Raw genomic sequence first — 16,476 nt, 5'->3', positions numbered from 1 at the left:
GAGGGTCAGCGCATGGACGACCCGCGGCGCCGCATGCTGTAGAACACGGCACCGGCGCCCAGGACGACCAAGGCCGCCGCGGCACCGGCGATGGGACCGGTGCGGGAGTCGGCCCCGGTCTCCGCGAGGTTGGAGTCATCCTCGGGGGAAGGGAGGTTGTTGGTGCCGCCCGAACCCGCGGGCGTATCGCTCTCCGAGGTGGACGGCGTGAGACCCTTCCCCTCCTCGGCCGGCCTCTTCTCGGCGGGCTTCCCGGGCTCATCGGGCTTCCCAGGCCCATCGGGCTTGCCCGGCTTCTCGGGCTGCCCGGGCTTGTCCTGCTCCTCGGAGCCGGCCGGCGGGGTGTCGTCCGCCTTGGTGCAGGACTTGTCGGGCGCGACCAGGATCGGCAGGTCGTCGTCGACGTACGTGTCCGCCGCGACGTGGATGCGGTACTCGGCCTTCGGCGTCCACTTCTCGTCGAAGGTGACGGTCACGCCCTCGGCGGTGGAGCCCTCGATGACCTGGGTGCCGACCTTGCGCAGGTCGGCCCCGTTGTTCTCCAGGTACACGGTGACTTCGGCAGGGACGCCCAGCGGGTCCACATCGGTCACACGGATGACGCCCTGGCCGCCGTCGCACGCCGCCACGGCGGAGAAGTCCTTGATGCTGCAGGCCATGGCATTGCCCGCGACGCCGAACACGAGTGCGGCGGAGGCGGAGGCGACACCGAGACAACGCGCGGCTCGCGCGATTCGGGGAGATGTGGACACGTTTGCCCTTCACGGGGAGCACAGGGGAGTGGGGGTGACGGAGGCGCCGCCGGTGAAGCGGCTTCCCCATGTGCCTCACAGGTTTATAAGCGCGCCGTAAGTACTGTCAATCCGAAGAAGTGTCCGAGCCGTTGGCTGTGTCCATTGATGAGCAGCCCACGCGTTTACTCCCTGTTCGCCCCACACCCGCCCTCATGCCCGGAGCCGCTCCAGCGCCTCGGGGGCCTCCTCGATCCGGTCGACGAGCGCGATCCGGGACTCCATGGAACGGCCGCGGGCCAGGGAACGCAGCAGGGGCCAGGTGGGGAGCCTCTCCGTCCAGTGGGCGCGGTCGACGAGGACCATGGGCGTTGGCTCGCCGCGCGACTCGTAGTAGTTGGGGGTGGCGTTGTCGAAGATCTCCTGGACGGTGCCGGCCGCGCCCGGGAGGAACACGACGCCGTGGTCGCAGCGGGCGAGGAGGCCGTCCTCGCGGGTGGCGTTGGCGAAGTACTTGGCGATGTGGGAGGCGAACGGGTTCGGCGGCTCGTGCCCGTAGAACCAGGTGGGGATGCCCACGGAGGTGCCGCCCTTGGGCCAGCGGGCGCGCACCTCGAACGCGGCGGTCGCCCAGTCGGTGATCGACGGTGTGAACTTCGGTGCCTTGGCGATCAGTCGCAGGGACTCGGTGAGCATCTCGCCGTCGTACGGGGCGGCGTAGGCGCCGAGGTTGGCGGCCTCCATCGCGCCGGGGCCGCCTCCGGTGGCGACCGTGAGACCGGAGCGGGCGAGGCTCCGGCCGAGGCGGGCGGCACCCGCGTAGGCATCGGTGCCGCGGGCCATCGCGTGGCCGCCCATCACCCCGACCACCCGCGCGCCCACGAGGAGTTCGTCGAGCGCGTCGGAGACGGAGTCGTCGTGGACGGCGCGCAGGGTGGAGGCGAAGATGTCCCGGTCGGCCTTGGTCCGCTGGAACCAGGCGTACGAGCGGGCGTCCGGCGTCGCCTCGTAACCGCCCTCGGACAGGGACGCGAAGAGCTCGTCGGGGGAGTAGAGCAGGCCCCGGTACGGGTTGAAGGGCAGGCCCGGTACGGGCGGGAAGACCAGGGCGCCGTCCGCGCGGATCTTCGCCGCCGCGTCCTCGCGCATCGGGCAGCCGAGGAAGACGGCACCCGCCGCGTCGGTGGCCAGCAGTTCGCGCGTACGGTCCGTCAGGTCGACGGCCTGGACGCGGTATCCGGAGAGGGTGCCGCGTGCCGAGACGGTCGCGTCGAACTCCTCGATCGTCTCGATCTCGCGGTCGTCGTGGTGGGCCGCATGGGCGGGCATCGTCTGCACCCGCCCATGCTAGGCACGGCCGGACCCCCGGGACTCAGCCCTCGATGACATCGGGGTTCATCCACACGACCTCCCAGGTGTGGCCGTCGAGGTCGTCGAAGGCGCGGCCGTACATGAAGTCCATCTCCTGGACCTTCTCGGAGGCCGTACCTCCGGCGGCGACCGCCTTCTCCACCAGCTCGTCCACCTTCTCGCGGCTCTCGGCGCTCAGACACAGCAGCACCTCGCTGGTCCGGGTGGCGTCCGCGATCTCCTTCTTGGTGAAGGTCGCGTAGAACGGCTTGGTGAGCAGCATCGCCACGATGGTGTCGCTGATCACGACCGAGGCGGCGTTCTCGTCGCTGAACTGGGGGTTGATGGAGTACCCGAGCTCCGTGAAGAACTTCTTGGAGGCGTCGAGGTCGTTCACGGGCAGGTTCACGAAGATCATCTGCTGGTACATGCGGGTCTCTCCCCTGGGCGTCGGTCGGTCCGTCTTGGGTCTCGGTCCGTTTGCAGGGGTAGACCGGGTCCCTCGGCGAAACTCATCGCCGGTCGCGGATTTTTTCGTACGAGTTTTCCGGCGCCCTCGAAGCCGCCCCCGAACGGTGGGTCAGGAGGCCAGCGGAAGAGCCGCCAGCTCCGCCACCGTCCAGGTCAGCGGGCCGAAGACGGCGAGCAGGGCGCCCGCGCGGAGCAGGGCCGCCCGGCGGGGGAGGGCGGCGGGCGCCCCCAGCCGCAGCAGCGCGGCCGTGGTGTCGGCGTGCGCCCGGCGGGCCTCGACGGCGGCCGTGGCGAGGGTGAGGACGGTGCAGCCGGTCACGACGAGCGCGCCCAGCAGGGTGAGCGGACCGACCGTGGGGCGCGCGCCGGAGGACAGCGTCACCATGGCGTACGCACCGGAGGCCACCGCGCACACCACCCCGAGCGGCCGCCCGATCCGCCGGGCCTCCGCCTGGAGGACCCGCCCGGACAGCAGCCTGAGCGCCCCCGGCCGTACGGCCTGGAGCAGCCGGCCGGTGAGGTGGGTGAGCCCGGGGCCGGCGAGGACCAGGCCGAGCGCGGTCAGCAGCCAGCCGCCGAGCACCCCGGCGGGGCTGTCGGCGAAACCGCCGGGGAGGGCGAGGGCGGAACCGGCGTCGGACTGCCCGGCGTCGGACTGCCCGGCGTAGGTCTCGACGGCGAGGCCGACGGCGAGCACGGCGACGCCCCAGGGAAGGCCGCCGGGCGCGGGGCGCGGGGCCGGCGGCTGGTCGGCCCCGGCGGACGTGGAGGTCTCCTCGTCGGGCTCCGGCTCCTCCTCGAACCTCGTCGCGCCCGCGGGTTCCCGCACCTGGCGGCGGATGTCGAAGGTGTCGTACGCCATGAAGCGCGCCCTGGGTCCGGCGGGCCGGGTCCGGGGGCCCCGGGGGCGCAGGAGGAGCGCCGTCGACACGGACGCCACGACCGGGACCAGCGCCAGGAGGGTGAGGGCGGCCGGCAGCGGCAGGGGGCGGTCGGCGGCGAGGACGTCGGCGGCGATGCCGTCGAAGGGCATGCCGGTGAGGTCGCCGCGCAGATGGAGGAAGAAGAACAGGGCGAGCAGGGAGCCCAGGGTGGTGGACAGGGCGGTCGTCACGGCGGAGACGGCCATGAGGCGGACGGGGCCGAGGCCGATGGCGGAGAGGCCGGGGCGCGGCCGGGTGCCGGGATCGGTGCGGGCGACCGTCACCGCGAAGTGGACGGTGGCGGCGGCGGGCGCGAGGCACCACAGCAGCCGGAGCACCGAGCCGGAGGGGGCGTGCGGATGCGACAGGGCGTGCCCCAGGGCGCACAGCAGCAGGAATCCCGTGCCGCCGGAGGCGGCGGCGACCAGCAGCCGGCGGAGCTGGACGACCGGGTGGGCGCGGCGGGCTAGACGGAGAGCGAGCACGCGGCCCGGCCTCCTCCCTCGGCGGCGGACGGGCGGTCTCCTTTGCCGGAGCCGCCGTCCCCCGCGACGGTTCGTCCGTCGCCCTCGGGAGCCGCGGCGGCCGGCCGGTCGGCTCGGGCATCGGCCGGTCGGCCGGAGGGGGCGGCGGTCGGGCGCTCGGTCTCGGAGGCGGGCCGGCCGCCGTCCCCGGCGGCGTGCCGGGCCTTGCCCACGGTGCTGGCGAGGCGCTCGCCCTCGGCGGGGGACCTGGCCTCACCACGTGCCGTGGGCCGCGATTCACCGCGCGCTGCGGACCGGGCGTGACCGCGCGCGGGGGCGCGGTCGTCCTCCCGCGCGGGGGCGCCGCCGTCCTCCGTCCCGGGGGTGCGGCCCCGTGCGGTGGTGCGGCCCCGTGCGGCGGTCCGGCTCTCCCCCCGCCAGGTCGGCCTGGGCCCGCCGTCGGCGGCGGACGGGAGGTGGACGGTCTTCACGCACCGGCCGTCCAGCAGGGCCACCGTGCGGTCGGCGAGGGCGGCGGTGTCCGCGTCGTGGGTGGCGAGGACGACCGTGATGTCGTGCGAGCGGGCGGCCGCGGTGAGCGTGCGCAGGACGTGGGAGCGCTCGGCGCGGTGCAGGGGGGCGGTCGGCTCGTCGGCGAAGAGCACGGTGGGCGCGGCTACCAGGGCGCGGGCGACGACCACCCGCTGGCGCTCGGACTGCAGCAGGGCGTGCGGCCGCTTGCGGGCCGTGTCGCGGATGTCGAGGCGCTCCAGCCACTCCAGGGCGGCGGCCTTGGCGGCCCGGCGGCCCGTGCCGCGCAGCATCAGCGGCAGGGCGGTGTTCTCCCAGACGTTCAGTTCGGGGACGAGCGCGGGCTCCGGGTCGATCCAGCCGAAGCGGTCCCGGCGCAGCCGCTCCCGCGAGACCGTGCCCATGGTGTGCACCGGGATGCTGTTGAACCACACCTCGCCCTGCTGGGGCCGCAGCTGTCCGGACAGACAGCGCAGGAGCGTGGTCTTGCCGCTGCCGCGCGGACCGGTCACGGCGAGGATCTCGCCCTCCCGTACGCCCATCGACACGCCTTGCAGCGCGGGCGAGCCGTCGTGCGCGTAGGTCAGACCACGTGCCCAGAGCACGTCGTTGTCCGGCGGGGCCACCATGGGCGTACACCTCGGTTCGGATCAGGGATTGCCGTGGGGAGTCCCCGTCCGGGGGAACGAAAGCAGGGCTGATCGGTTACCAGGCACGCTAGGCAAGCGGGGTGGCGGGGCCGGACGTCACGCGGCCCGGGACGCCCCCATCTCACTCGTACGGGGGCATCCCGGGCCGTTCGCGGCGCCGGACGGCCGGTGTGCGGCCGGGGCTACAGCAGGGTCCACGCCTCCGTCAGCGTGGCGCGCAGGATCTGCTCGATCTCGTCGAAGGTCGACTGGTCGGAGATCAGCGGCGGGGCGAGCTGGACGACCGGGTCGCCCCGGTCGTCGGCGCGGCAGTACAGACCGTTCTCGAAGAGCTTCTTCGACAGGAAGCCGTACAGGATCCGCTCGGTCTCGTCGTCGTCGAAGCTCTCCTTCGTCGCCTTGTCCTTGACCAGCTCGATTCCGTAGAAGTAGCCGTTGCCGCGGACGTCGCCCACGATCGGCAGGTCGTGCAGCTTCTCCAGCGTCGAGCGGAACGCGCCCTCGTTGTCGAGGACGTGCTGGTTCAGGCCCTCGCGCTCGAACAGGTCGAGGTTGGCGAGGCCGACGGCCGCGGAGACCGGGTGGCCGCCGAAGGTGTAGCCGTGCAGGAAGGTGTTGTCGCCCTTGTAGAAGGGCTCGGCTATGCGGTCGGAGATCACGCAGGCGCCGATCGGGGAGTAGCCCGAGGTCATGCCCTTGGCGCAGGTGATCATGTCCGGGACGTAGCCGAACTTGTCGCAGGCGAACGTCGTGCCGAGGCGGCCGAAGGCGCAGATGACCTCGTCGGAGACGAGCAGCACGTCGTACTGGTCGCAGATCTCGCGGACCCGCTGGAAGTAGCCGGGCGGCGGCGGGAAGCAGCCGCCGGCGTTCTGCACCGGCTCCAGGAAGACGGCCGCGACGGTGTCGGGGCCCTCGAAGAGGATCTGCTGCTCGATCTGGTCGGCGGCCCAGCGGCCGAACGCCTCGGGGTCGTCGCCGAAGAGGGCGGCGCGGTAGATGTTGGTGTTCGGTACCTTGTGCGCGCCGGGGACCAGCGGCTCGAAGGGGGCCTTGAGGCCGGGCAGGCCGGTGATCGACAGGGCGCCCTGCGGGGTGCCGTGGTAGGCGACCGCTCGGGAGATGACCTTGTACTTGGTCGGCTTGCCGACCAGCTTGAAGTACTGCTTGGCGAGCTTCCAGGCGGTCTCGACCGCCTCGCCGCCGCCGGTGGTGAAGAAGACCTTGTTCAGGTCGCCGGGCGCGTGGTGGGCGAGGCGTTCGGCCAGCTCGACGGCCTTCGGGTGGGCGTAGGACCACACCGGGAAGAAGGCCAGCTCCTGCGCCTGCTTCAGCGCGGTCTCCGCGAGCTCGGTGCGGCCGTGGCCCGCCTGCACCACGAACAGACCGGCCAGACCGTCGAGGTACCGCTTGCCCTTGTCGTCGTAGATGTACGTGCCCTCGCCCCGGACGATGGTGGGGACCGGGGAGTTCTCGTACGAGGACATGCGGGTGAAGTGCATCCACAGGTGGTCGTACGCGGTCTTGCTGAGGTCCTTGGGGCTCACGGTTATCGCGTCCTCACGGTTATCGGGTTCCCCACATGTAGGTCTGCTTCTTGAGCTTGAGGTAGACGAAGCTCTCGGTGGAGCGCACGCCGGGCAGGGTCCGGATGCGTTTGTTGATCACCTCGAGGAGGTGGTCGTCGTCCTCGCAGACGACCTCCACCATCAGGTCGAACGAACCCGCGGTGATCACGATGTACTCGACCTCCGACATGGCCGTCAGCGCGTCCGCGACCGGGTCGAGGTCGCCGTCGACGTTGATGCCGAGCATCGCCTGGCGCCGGAAACCCACGGTGAGCGGGTCGGTGACGGCGACGATCTGCATCACGCCCTGGTCCAGCAGCTTCTGCACGCGCTGGCGCACGGCCGCCTCGGAGAGGCCGACGGCCTTGCCGATCGCGGCGTACGGCCGGCGGCCGTCCTCCTGCAGTTGCTGGACGATGGCGAGGGAGACGGCGTCCAACTGGGGGGTGCCGTTCCTGGGCTCCTTGGAGTCCCTCCGGGGCTCGCGGGAGTCCCTCTGCTCTGCGCTTCGACTGGCCACGAGCACACTGTGCACGAGACATCGACAGTTCCGCAAGGCAGGATCGATGAAATTCGTTGTTTACGGGGTCGTGGCTTGCGGATTTCGCAGCCAGTCTGGCGTCGGGGGTGTTGAAAACGTCGGGCGGCGGATTAGGGTGGTGTCTCAAAGGATGGACACCCCCATCTGCAACCCACATCTGGAGGGCACGGCAGTGAGCACCGAGCTGCGTCGTCTGCGTAACTACATCGACGGGGAGTTCCGCGACGCCGTCGACGGACGGACCACCGAGGTGGTCAACCCCGCGACCGGCGAGGCCTACGCGACCGCGCCCCTGTCCGGCGAGGCCGACGTCGACGCGGCCATGGCCGCCGCAGCGGCCGCGTTCCCCGGCTGGCGGGACACCACACCGGCCGAGCGCCAGAAGGCCCTGCTGAAGATCGCGGACGCGTTCGAGGAGCGGGCCGAGGAGCTCATCGCGGCCGAGGTGGAGAACACAGGCAAGCCGATCGGACTCACGCGGTCCGAGGAGATCCCGCCGATGGTCGACCAGATCCGCTTCTTCGCGGGTGCGGCCCGGATGCTGGAGGGCCGCTCGGCCGGCGAGTACATGGAGGGCATGACCTCGATCGTCCGCCGTGAGCCGGTCGGCGTCTGCGCCCAGGTCGCGCCCTGGAACTACCCGATGATGATGGCCGTGTGGAAGTTCGCCCCGGCGATCGCCGCGGGCAACACGGTCGTCCTGAAGCCGTCGGACACCACGCCGGCGTCCACGGTCCTGATGGCCGAGATCATCGGGGCGATCCTCCCGAAGGGCGTCTTCAACGTCATCACCGGTGACCGTGACACGGGCCGCCTCATGGTCGAGCACTCCGTGCCCGCGATGGCGTCCATCACCGGTTCGGTACGGGCGGGCATGCAGGTCGCCGAGTCCGCGTCCAAGGACCTCAAGCGGGTCCACCTGGAGCTGGGTGGCAAGGCACCGGTCGTCGTCTTCGAGGACACCGACATCGCCAAGGCCGTCGAGGACATCTCCGTGGCGGGCTTCTTCAACGCAGGGCAGGACTGCACGGCGGCCACCCGGGTGCTGGTGCAGGAGTCGATCCACGACGAGTTCGTGACGGCGCTGGCCAAGGCCGCCGCCGACACGAAGACCGGGCAGCCGGACGACGAGGACGTGCTGTTCGGTCCCCTCAACAACCCCAACCAGCTCAAGCAGGTCTCCGGGTTCATCGAGCGGCTGCCGGCGCACGCGCGCGTGGAGGCCGGTGGCAAGCAGGTCGGTGACAAGGGCTACTTCTTCGCGCCGACCGTCGTCTCCGGCCTGAAGCAGGACGACGAGATCATCCAGAAGGAGGTCTTCGGGCCGGTCATCACGGTGCAGTCGTTCAGCGACGAGGCCCAGGCCGTCGAGTGGGCGAACGGCGTCGAGTACGCCCTGGCCTCGTCGGTGTGGACCAAGGACCACGGCCGGGCGATGCGGATGTCCAAGGCGCTGGACTTCGGGTGCGTGTGGATCAACACCCACATCCCGCTGGTCGCGGAGATGCCGCACGGCGGGTTCAAGAAGTCCGGCTACGGCAAGGACCTCTCGGGCTACGGGTTCGACGACTACACCCGGATCAAGCACGTGATGACGTCCCTGGACTGACGGGCGGTCGGCCTCGTTGCACGGGGTGGAGGCCGGGCGGCATGCTGCGGTGATGTTCGTACCGCGGGGCAACGCCCGTCCTCCATCCCGTCGTTGTGTTCTGCGCGCCCTTGGTTCCGGTGCGCTGGCCGGCGGGCTCGCCGGGTGCGGGGTGCCTGCCGCGTATGTCGCGCCAGGGGACCGGGCCGGACAGGACCGGTCCACCGTGGAGAAGCGGGTCAGCTGGGCGAACTGGCCGTTGTACATCGACACCGATGACGTGGACGAGTCGCGCAGGCCGACCTTGGCGGCGTTCGAACGGCGGACCGGGATCCGGGTCGACTACGTCGAGGAGATCAACGACAACGACGAGTTCTTCGGCAAGGTCGGCCCGGCGCTGATGAACGGCCAGGACACCGGGCGCGATCTGGTCGTGCTCAGCGACTGGATGTGCGCCCGGTTCGTACGGCTGGGCTGGGTGCAGGAGATGGACCGGGCGGCGCAGCCCCACGTCACCGCCCACCTCGACCCGCAACTGCGCTCGCCCGCCTTCGATCCGGGGCGCGCCTTCACCGTGCCGTGGCAGTCCGGGATCACCGGGATCGCCTACAACCGGCGGAAGGTGGGCCGCGAGCTGCGCCAGCTGTCCGACCTGTGGGCGGACGACCTCAAGGGGCGCGTGACCCTGCTCTCCGGACTGGACGAGGCGTTCGCGCTGCTGATGCAGGGCAACGGCGTCGACGTCACGCGCTGGACCGCGGACGACTTCCACCGGATCTGCGACCAGGTGGAGACCCGTGTCCGAGGCGGCCACATCCGCCGCTTCACCGGCAACGACTACATCAAGGACCTGGCGTCCGGTGACGTCCTCGCCTGCCAGGCGTACTCCGGCGACGTGATCCAGCTCCAGGCCGACGACCCCGACATCGCGTTCGTCGTCCCCGAGGAGGGCGCCGAGCTGTGGTCCGAGTCCCTGATGATTCCCGCTCTGGCCCGCCACAAGGCCAACGCGGAACGCCTCGTCGATCACTACTACGACCCCGAGGTCGCCGCGGAGCTGGCCGCCTGGGTGAACTACGTCTGCCCCGTCCCCGCCGCCCGCGACGTCCTGGCCTCCGCCCCGGACGCGGAGACCGCCGCGCTCGCCGAGGACTCCCTGATCTTCCCCGACGACACCATGCGGTCCCGCCTCGCGATCGCCCGCGACATCACGCCGGGGGAGCGCCCCGGGTTCGCCGAGCGGTGGAACGGGATCGTGGGGCTGTGACGGCCGATGTTGTGGGGGCTCGGGACCCGGCGTTATCGTGATAGTCAACAATGCACCTAGGTGTGTGGTTGCCTAGGTGAGTGGGAGTTCGCCCTCAGAGGGGCGGCGTTGACGAGGAGGCGGTCGGCCCGTGTCGAGCGGTGCGTATCTGCGGTACGTCGCCCTGGGGGACAGTCATTCGGAGGGCGTCGGGGACGGCGACGACGTGCACGGGCTGCGGGGGTGGGCGGACCGGCTGGCCGAGCGGGTCGCCCGGCACAGCCCCGCTCTGCTGTACGCGAATCTCGCCGTGCGCGGCCGCAAGGCGGGCGAGGTGCGCGCCGAGCAACTGGCCCCGGCGCTCGCGATGCGGCCGGACCTCGCCACCGTGGTGGCCGGGGTCAACGACGTACTCCGCCCGAGCTGCGACGTGGACGAGGTGGCCGGTCATCTGGAGGCCATGTTCGCCGCGCTCACCGCGCAGGGCGCCACGGTCGCGACGCTGATGTTCCCGGACATCGGGCGCGTCACGCCGGTGGCCCGTCCGCTCGGCCGCCGGGTCGTCGCGCTCAACCAACGCGTCCGGGAGGCCGCCGCGCGCCACGGTGTGGTGGTGGCGGAGACGGCGGCCCATCCCGTGGTGACGGACCCGAGGCTGTGGAGCGCCGACCGGCTGCACGCCGGGCCGCTCGGACACGACCGCATCGCGGACGCCGTCGCGTACGCGCTCGGCCTGCCCGGCACCGACGACCGGTGGACGCTGCCGCTGCCGGCCGAGGGGGCGGCGGCCTCGGCGCTGCGGGCCGTGGGCGCCGAAGTGCGCTGGGCCGGCACCTTCCTCGGCCCCTGGCTTCTGCGCCGGCTGCGCGGCCGGTCCTCCGGCGACGGCCGTCGGCCCAAGCGGCCCGATCTGCTGCCGGTGCCCGTGACCACACCGGACCACTCACCTGGTTGAGTAGCGACGCGTCGAGCGCGTCGCCGGCCGGAGGGTGCCCGGGCGGTCAGTTCTCCGTGTGGAGCAGGGCCGCGCGCTGGTCGAGGCGGCGGAGCGCCATGTCGCCCCACTGGAGGTTCTCCCGCTCGAACGACATGCCGCGCAGCAGGGTGAGGTAGGGGCCGACGCGCTCGGCCTCGGCGAAGTACGCCTCCTCCGAGCGCCCGTCGAGCAGACGCCGACGCAGTCGCTCGTAACGGGCCAGCTTGGCCGTGGCCCACTCCATGCGTTCGGCGACGGCCTTGCGGACGGCCTCGATGTCGCCCGCGTCCACGCACTGCACCTTGACCATCAACTCGTCGCGGATCGCGGACGGTTTGCCCAGGGGTTCGGTGGTGTAGGCGCGCACGGCAGCCCGCCCCGCGTCCGTCAGCGAGAACAGCCTCTTGTTGGGGCGGCGCTCCTGCTCGACGACGCGGGCCGCGACCAGTCCCTCGGCCTCCATGCGCTCCAGTTCCCGGTAGAGCTGCTGGGGCGTCGACATCCAGAAGTTGGCGACGGACGCGTCGAACGCCTTCGCGAGGTCGTACCCGGACGCCTCGCCCTCCAGCAGCGCGGCCATCACCGCGTTCCGCAAAGCCATGGGGTCCACGCTAGCAGCGCTGTGACTACTCAACGAGGTGACCTACCCCCTGCTCTGTGCCTGTGGACACGGGAAGACGTACGCCTCTAGCCTCACCTCATATAGCCAATTTCTTGAATAGCCGAGGTGGACCTCATGCACTCCTTCCGCAAGGCCGTCGAGAGCGGCGACATGGACGCCGCCGTCGCCCTGCTGGCCGACGACGTGGTCTTCACGAGCCCCGTCGCCTTCAAGCCGTACGAGGGCAAGGCCATCACCGCCGCGATCCTGCGGGCCGTGTCCCGGGTCTTCGAGGACTTCACCTACGTCCGGGAGATCGCCAACGCGGACGGCCGCGACCACGCGCTGGTGTTCACCGCCGCGGTGGCCGGCAAGCAGCTCCAGGGCTGTGACTTCCTGCATGTCGACGAGAACGGCAGGATCGACGAGTTCACGGTGATGGTGCGACCGCTCTCGGCCGCCCAGGCGCTCTCCGAGGCCATGGGCGCCCAGTTCGAGCGGATCGCGCGGGAGGCCGCCGGGGGGTGACCGCCCGTTCCCGCGTCGGAGGCCGCCCGGTCTTCGAGTCGCCGAGTCGCCCGGGGCGGGTGCCCCGGGCGGTGGTGTCGCGCGCCCGTCAGGCGCCCGGGAACTGGCGGATCGCGGCCAGGTCGAACTGGAGACGGACCTTCTCGCTCACCATGGCGCCGCCCTCGGCGAGCCGCTGGTTGTAGGTCAGACCCCACTCGGAACGGTTGATCGTGGTCGTGCCGTCGAAGCCGACCCGCTCGTATCCGAACGGGTCGACGACATGGCCGATGTAGGTGAGTTCGAGGTCGACGGGACGGGTGATGTTCTTGATCGTCAGATCGCCGGTCATGCGGTAGACGTCGTCGCCGACGAGCTGGACCGCCGTACTGGCGAAGCGCATACGGGGGTAGGTCGCGGCATCGAGGAAGTCGCGGCCGACCAGATGGGCGTCGCGTTGTTCCACGCCGGTGTCGACGGACGCGGTGGACAGGAGGATCTCGGCCTGTGAGCGGGACGGGTCACGGCCGTCGAAATAGAGCCGGCTCGTGTACTGCGTGAAAGCTCCGCGCACGGTCGTCACCAGGGCGTGGCGGACGGAGAAACCGATACGGCTGTGCGCCCGGTCGATGATCCATTCTCCGGTCAGCCCCGCCAGAGCGGGATCCAGCGTGCCGGTGGCGGCGAACGCCGTTGATTCGTCGGGGAGTTGTCGGGCAGTGGGGGGAGCCGGGCGGCGCGAGGACGCAGCACGGTTGAACAGGTTCATGATTCACGTAACTACGGCAGTCGGTAAAGGGCCGCAAGCCTTCTTCAAGGGCTGCGCACATGGTCGTCACGAATCACTCCCCTCGCTGGCAGAGGGGGGGTGGTTTTGAACGCGTTCAACTCCGGGCGTACGCTCCTGCCATGAGCGACAGAGCCGCCCTGGTCAAGGGCATCCGCGCATGGCTGGTCTTCTTCGTCGTCTGCCTGGTACTGAGCGGTGCCACGGCGTTCCCGCTCGTCCACGAGCTGCGCTGGACCGAGGAGTTGATGCGATCGTTGTCCGTCGGGGACCAGCTGCCGGGGCTCACGGAGTGGATCGGGCGGGTGCGCGCCGGACTGGACGAGGCCGATGCCCAGTACCCGTTCCTGCTGTACGGCACGGACTGGCTGGCCTTCGCGCACCTCGTCATCGCGGTCGCCTTCTACGGGCCGTACCGCGACCCCGTGCGCAACATCTGGGTCGTCGAGGTCGGGATGATCGCCTGCGCGGGGATCATCCCGCTGGCCCTGATCTGCGGGCCCATCCGGGGCATCCCCTTCTGGTGGTCGCTGATCGACATGTCGTTCGGGGTGTTCGGCGTGATTCCGCTGTACGTCGTGTGGAAGCGGATCAGGCGGCTGGAGGCGCTGCCGTCGGCCACGGCGCCGGTGGCGGCCACGGTCTGAGAGGTGTGAGGGCGGCGTGGCCCGGGCGAGCGGTCGTCAGTTCCCGTTCCGCAGCGCGCACAGCGTGTCGATGCGGTTCGTGGTGATGGAGTCGACCCCGAGGTCCGCCAGCCGCCGCATGGAGCGCCGGGTGTCCGGCGTCCAGACGGACAGCAGATGGCCGTCGCGGTGGACGTGGTCCGCGAGGGCCCGGCTCACCAGCCCGAAACGGTAGTTGAGCCACCGGGGACGTACGGCGTCGAGGAGAGCGGGACGGGGCGGGGCGAGGGTCTTCCAGGTGAGGGCGATCTCGGCGGCGGGGGCGGCGGCCCGCACCGCGAGCATCGTGTCGGCGCCCGCGCTGTAGTACACCCGCTCCTGCGCCCCGCACTCCCGGACGACGCCCACCACCTGCCGAATCGCCCGGGGGTCGGCCGCACCGGGCAGGTCGACCATGACCCGGCTGTCCCCGGTGGCGGCCAGCGCCTCGGCCAGCGTCGGTACACCGTCCGCCGTGAGCCCACGCACCTCGGCGGCGGACAGCGCCGCCAGCGGCCGGTCGAGCTCCCACAGCCGCTTCAGCGTGGAGTCGTGGAGCAGGACCGGCACACCGTCACGGGTGGTGCGTACGTCGAACTCGACGGCGTCCGCGCCCAGCGCGAGCGCCACCCGCAGCGAGTCCAGGGTGTTCTCGCGATGGCGGTACGGGGCGCCGCGATGGGCCACGGCGGTGAGGGTGCGCAGGGGGTTCATGGTGCTTCCGGTGCGGGTCGTCTTCCGGTGCGGGTCAGGGGGCCAGCCAGGCCGAGGTGTAGGTGTCGATCTCGGCGGCGAGCCGCGCCTTGCCGGGCTCGTCGAGGAAGGCCGCCTCCACCGCGTTCTTGGCGAGCTCGGCGACGCCCCGCTCGTCGAGGTCGAGGAGCCGCGCGGCGACCGCGTACTCGGTGTTGAGGTCCGTCCCGAACATCGGCGGGTCGTCGGAGTTGACGGTCACCAGGACCCCAGCCCGCACGAACTCCTTGATGGGGTGCTCGTCGAGGGTGCGGACCGCGCGTGTCGCTATGTTCGACGTGGGGCAGACCTCCAGGGGGATCCGGTGCTCGGCGAGATGGGCGAGCAGTTCGGGGTCGCGGGCGGAACTCGTGCCGTGTCCGATGCGTTCCGCGCGCAGGTCGTTGATCGCGTCCCAGACCGTCTCCGGGCCGGTGGTCTCGCCGGCGTGGGGCACGGAGTGCAGGCCGGCCGCGATGGCCTGGTCGAAGTACGGCTTGAACTGCGGCCTCGGTACGCCGACCTCGGGACCGCCGAGCCCGAACGACACCAGGCCCTCAGGGCGCAGCCGGTCGTCGGTGGCGAGCCGGACGGTCTCGTCGGCCGACACGAGTCCCGCCTCGCCGGGGATGTCGAAGCACCAGCGCAGCACGGTCCCGAACTCGGCCTCGGCCGCCTTGCGGGCGTCCTCGATCGCGTCCATGAACGCCCGCTCGTCGATACCGCGACGCGTCGAGGAGTACGGCGTGATGGTCAGCTCGGCGTACCGCACCTGCTGCCGGGCCATGTCCCTGGCCACCTCGAACGTCAGCAGCCGGACGTCCTCCGGGGTGCGGATCAGGTCCACGACGGACAGGTACACCTGGATGAAGTGGGCGAAGTCCGTGAACGTGAAGTAGTCCGCGAGTGCCTCGGGGTCGGTCGGCACCTTGGAGTCGGGGTGGCGGGCGGCGAGTTCGGAGACGATCCGGGGGGAGGCGGAGCCGACGTGGTGCACGTGCAGTTCGGCCTTGGGCAGGCCGGCGATGAAGGCGTGCAGGTCGCGGGCGCCGGAGCCGCCGGGCGCGGTGGTGGGGCCGGAGGCGGCGAGGGTGCCGGGGGCGGGTGTCACGGGCGTGCCGGGTGCGACGGGTCCGCCGGGCGCGCTGCGGTGGTCGGTCAAGGTTCCTCCCGGGAACGGCGTCCGGCCCGGACCGAGGTCGTCGTCGGGGGACGCGGGTGATCGGCTGATCGATGACTCGGGGATCATCGTAGGCGGCGATCCGCGTCGAATGCCCAGGGCTTTAGCATGACCGAACGCGCGGCTGATTCTGTACCCGTCATCCGGTACGACCGGTCAGCGATCCGACGGGACCACGAGACGCAGCGCCACGACGCGGAACGGAACAGAGGGGGACCCGCGCATGCCGTCCGACGAGGCCAGCTTCCCAACGCCACCGGCTGACACACCACTGCCGGGAGGCGGCCCCGGGGCGCCTTCGGGGGAGGACGCGATAGCGGGGGCCGGGGTCGAGGCCGCCGGTGGGGGGCCTGAGGGTGTGGGTTTGCGGGCCGGCGGTGTCGGTCTGCGGGGTGAGGACGCTGCTCCGGGGGCTGAGGGTGCGGGTTCGCCGCCTGCGGACGCTGTTCCGGCGGCGGCGGGTGCTGCGGGTGCTGCCCAGCAGGTGGAGGGCGGTGCCCCGCGGCCTGAGGGCGCTGTTCCGCAGGTCGAGGACTTCCGTCCCCAGCCCGAGGATGCGGCGCCCCAGGCCGAACGCGTTGTTCCGGCGCGGCCGGAGGTGGTCGTGCCGGGCACCGGCGGCGCCCCTTCGCACGCCGAGGATGCCGCGCCCGCTCGGAAGGTCGTGCTCGACAAGACCGGGGGCGCCGACGTGGCGGGCGCCGACCGGGTGTCGCTCGACAAATCGGCCACCGCCGGTACCACGACGGACTCCGCCCCCGAGTCCGAGGCACCCCGGCCCTGGGCCGGCCCCGGTGGGTTCGCGGCCCCCGCCGACGTGACCCCTCCCGCGTGGACCCCGCCACCCGTCGCCGCGTCCACGGCCGCCGCCCCCTTCGCGCCACCGGCGGACGGGACGGCCTACACGGCGCCCGCACCCCACCCGACCGCCCCCATCGCCCCGCCCTCGGACGAAGCGGCCTCAC

General features: G+C 71.6%; 15 protein-coding genes and 2 pseudogenes. 6 read left to right on the top strand and 11 right to left on the bottom strand.

Annotated features, from left to right (window positions below; genetic code table 11):
• Positions 1-5 precede the first annotated feature (5 nt).
• The 7 genes and pseudogenes from ACZ4Z2_RS24350 to ACZ4Z2_RS24320 form a co-directional block, all read right to left on the bottom strand.
• Positions 6-752 carry an LAETG motif-containing sortase-dependent surface protein gene (locus ACZ4Z2_RS24350; RefSeq protein ID WP_468078764.1) on the bottom strand — a complete coding sequence of 249 codons (747 nt, stop codon included), beginning with the start codon at positions 750-752 and terminating at the stop codon, positions 6-8.
• 192 nt (positions 753-944) lie between these two features.
• Positions 945-2,069 (bottom strand): LOG family protein, encoded by a 1,125-nt coding sequence (locus ACZ4Z2_RS24345; protein WP_468078763.1) that lies wholly within the window; start codon positions 2,067-2,069, stop codon positions 945-947.
• A 34-nt stretch (positions 2,070-2,103) separates the two neighbouring features.
• Entirely contained in the window at positions 2,104-2,511 is a 408-nt protein-coding gene (locus ACZ4Z2_RS24340; RefSeq protein WP_055517195.1) for a VOC family protein, read from the bottom strand.
• Between the two features lie 150 nt (positions 2,512-2,661).
• The gene (locus ACZ4Z2_RS24335; protein WP_468078762.1) at positions 2,662-3,960 is read right to left on the bottom strand and encodes a hypothetical protein; all 1,299 of its coding nucleotides are present in this window, start codon (positions 3,958-3,960) and stop codon (positions 2,662-2,664) included.
• A 437-nt stretch (positions 3,961-4,397) separates the two neighbouring features.
• Positions 4,398-5,099: pseudogene (locus ACZ4Z2_RS24330) on the bottom strand (ABC transporter ATP-binding protein); the annotation flags it as partial.
• Positions 5,100-5,302: 203 nt separating this feature from the next.
• Positions 5,303-6,667: an aspartate aminotransferase family protein gene (locus ACZ4Z2_RS24325; protein ID WP_468078761.1), complete on the bottom strand. Its 1,365-nt coding sequence runs from the start codon at positions 6,665-6,667 to the stop codon at positions 5,303-5,305.
• 19 nt (positions 6,668-6,686) lie between these two features.
• Positions 6,687-7,223 (bottom strand): Lrp/AsnC family transcriptional regulator, encoded by a 537-nt coding sequence (locus ACZ4Z2_RS24320; RefSeq protein ID WP_079058513.1) that lies wholly within the window; start codon positions 7,221-7,223, stop codon positions 6,687-6,689.
• 178 nt (positions 7,224-7,401) lie between these two features.
• Between ACZ4Z2_RS24320 and ACZ4Z2_RS24315 the strand changes: the two genes are divergently transcribed.
• From ACZ4Z2_RS24315 to ACZ4Z2_RS24305, 3 genes are all read left to right on the top strand, one after another.
• Positions 7,402-8,838, top strand: coding sequence for a gamma-aminobutyraldehyde dehydrogenase (locus ACZ4Z2_RS24315; RefSeq protein WP_359701623.1), 1,437 nt, complete (start codon positions 7,402-7,404; stop codon positions 8,836-8,838).
• Between the two features lie 52 nt (positions 8,839-8,890).
• Positions 8,891-10,084: a polyamine ABC transporter substrate-binding protein gene (locus tag ACZ4Z2_RS24310; RefSeq protein ID WP_468078760.1), complete on the top strand. Its 1,194-nt coding sequence runs from the start codon at positions 8,891-8,893 to the stop codon at positions 10,082-10,084.
• 130 nt (positions 10,085-10,214) lie between these two features.
• Entirely contained in the window at positions 10,215-11,018 is an 804-nt protein-coding gene (locus ACZ4Z2_RS24305; RefSeq protein WP_468078759.1) for an SGNH/GDSL hydrolase family protein, read from the top strand.
• Positions 11,019-11,064: 46 nt separating this feature from the next.
• Here ACZ4Z2_RS24305 and ACZ4Z2_RS24300 read toward each other — a convergent pair whose 3' ends face one another.
• Positions 11,065-11,640: a PadR family transcriptional regulator gene (locus ACZ4Z2_RS24300; RefSeq protein WP_468078758.1), complete on the bottom strand. Its 576-nt coding sequence runs from the start codon at positions 11,638-11,640 to the stop codon at positions 11,065-11,067.
• Between the two features lie 135 nt (positions 11,641-11,775).
• Between ACZ4Z2_RS24300 and ACZ4Z2_RS24295 the strand changes: the two genes are divergently transcribed.
• The gene (locus ACZ4Z2_RS24295) at positions 11,776-12,168 is read left to right on the top strand and encodes a nuclear transport factor 2 family protein (protein WP_468078757.1); all 393 of its coding nucleotides are present in this window, start codon (positions 11,776-11,778) and stop codon (positions 12,166-12,168) included.
• A gap of 88 nt (positions 12,169-12,256) precedes the next feature.
• On the opposite strand, the gene ACZ4Z2_RS24290 is transcribed toward ACZ4Z2_RS24295, so the two are convergent.
• A complete protein-coding gene (locus ACZ4Z2_RS24290; protein WP_468078756.1) occupies positions 12,257-12,916 on the bottom strand; it encodes a YceI family protein in 660 nt (219 codons plus the stop codon).
• 140 nt (positions 12,917-13,056) lie between these two features.
• Between ACZ4Z2_RS24290 and ACZ4Z2_RS24285 the strand changes: the two genes are divergently transcribed.
• Positions 13,057-13,581: a hypothetical protein gene (locus ACZ4Z2_RS24285; RefSeq protein ID WP_468078755.1), complete on the top strand. Its 525-nt coding sequence runs from the start codon at positions 13,057-13,059 to the stop codon at positions 13,579-13,581.
• Positions 13,582-13,617: 36 nt separating this feature from the next.
• Here the strand turns inward: ACZ4Z2_RS24285 and ACZ4Z2_RS24280 are convergent, their stop codons facing one another.
• Positions 13,618-14,313 (bottom strand): glycerophosphodiester phosphodiesterase, encoded by a 696-nt coding sequence (locus tag ACZ4Z2_RS24280; protein WP_468078754.1) that lies wholly within the window; start codon positions 14,311-14,313, stop codon positions 13,618-13,620.
• A 34-nt stretch (positions 14,314-14,347) separates the two neighbouring features.
• Positions 14,348-15,493 carry an adenosine deaminase gene (locus ACZ4Z2_RS24275; protein ID WP_468078753.1) on the bottom strand — a complete coding sequence of 382 codons (1,146 nt, stop codon included), beginning with the start codon at positions 15,491-15,493 and terminating at the stop codon, positions 14,348-14,350.
• 622 nt (positions 15,494-16,115) lie between these two features.
• Between ACZ4Z2_RS24275 and ACZ4Z2_RS24270 the strand changes: the two are divergent.
• Positions 16,116-16,476 (top strand): annotated as a pseudogene (locus ACZ4Z2_RS24270) (hypothetical protein); the annotation flags it as partial.

This window comes from Streptomyces sp. NPDC030183, assembly GCF_055573455.1.
The sequence above is the reverse complement of the archived record's forward strand: the minus strand, read 5'-3'. Positions and strand labels throughout refer to the sequence as shown.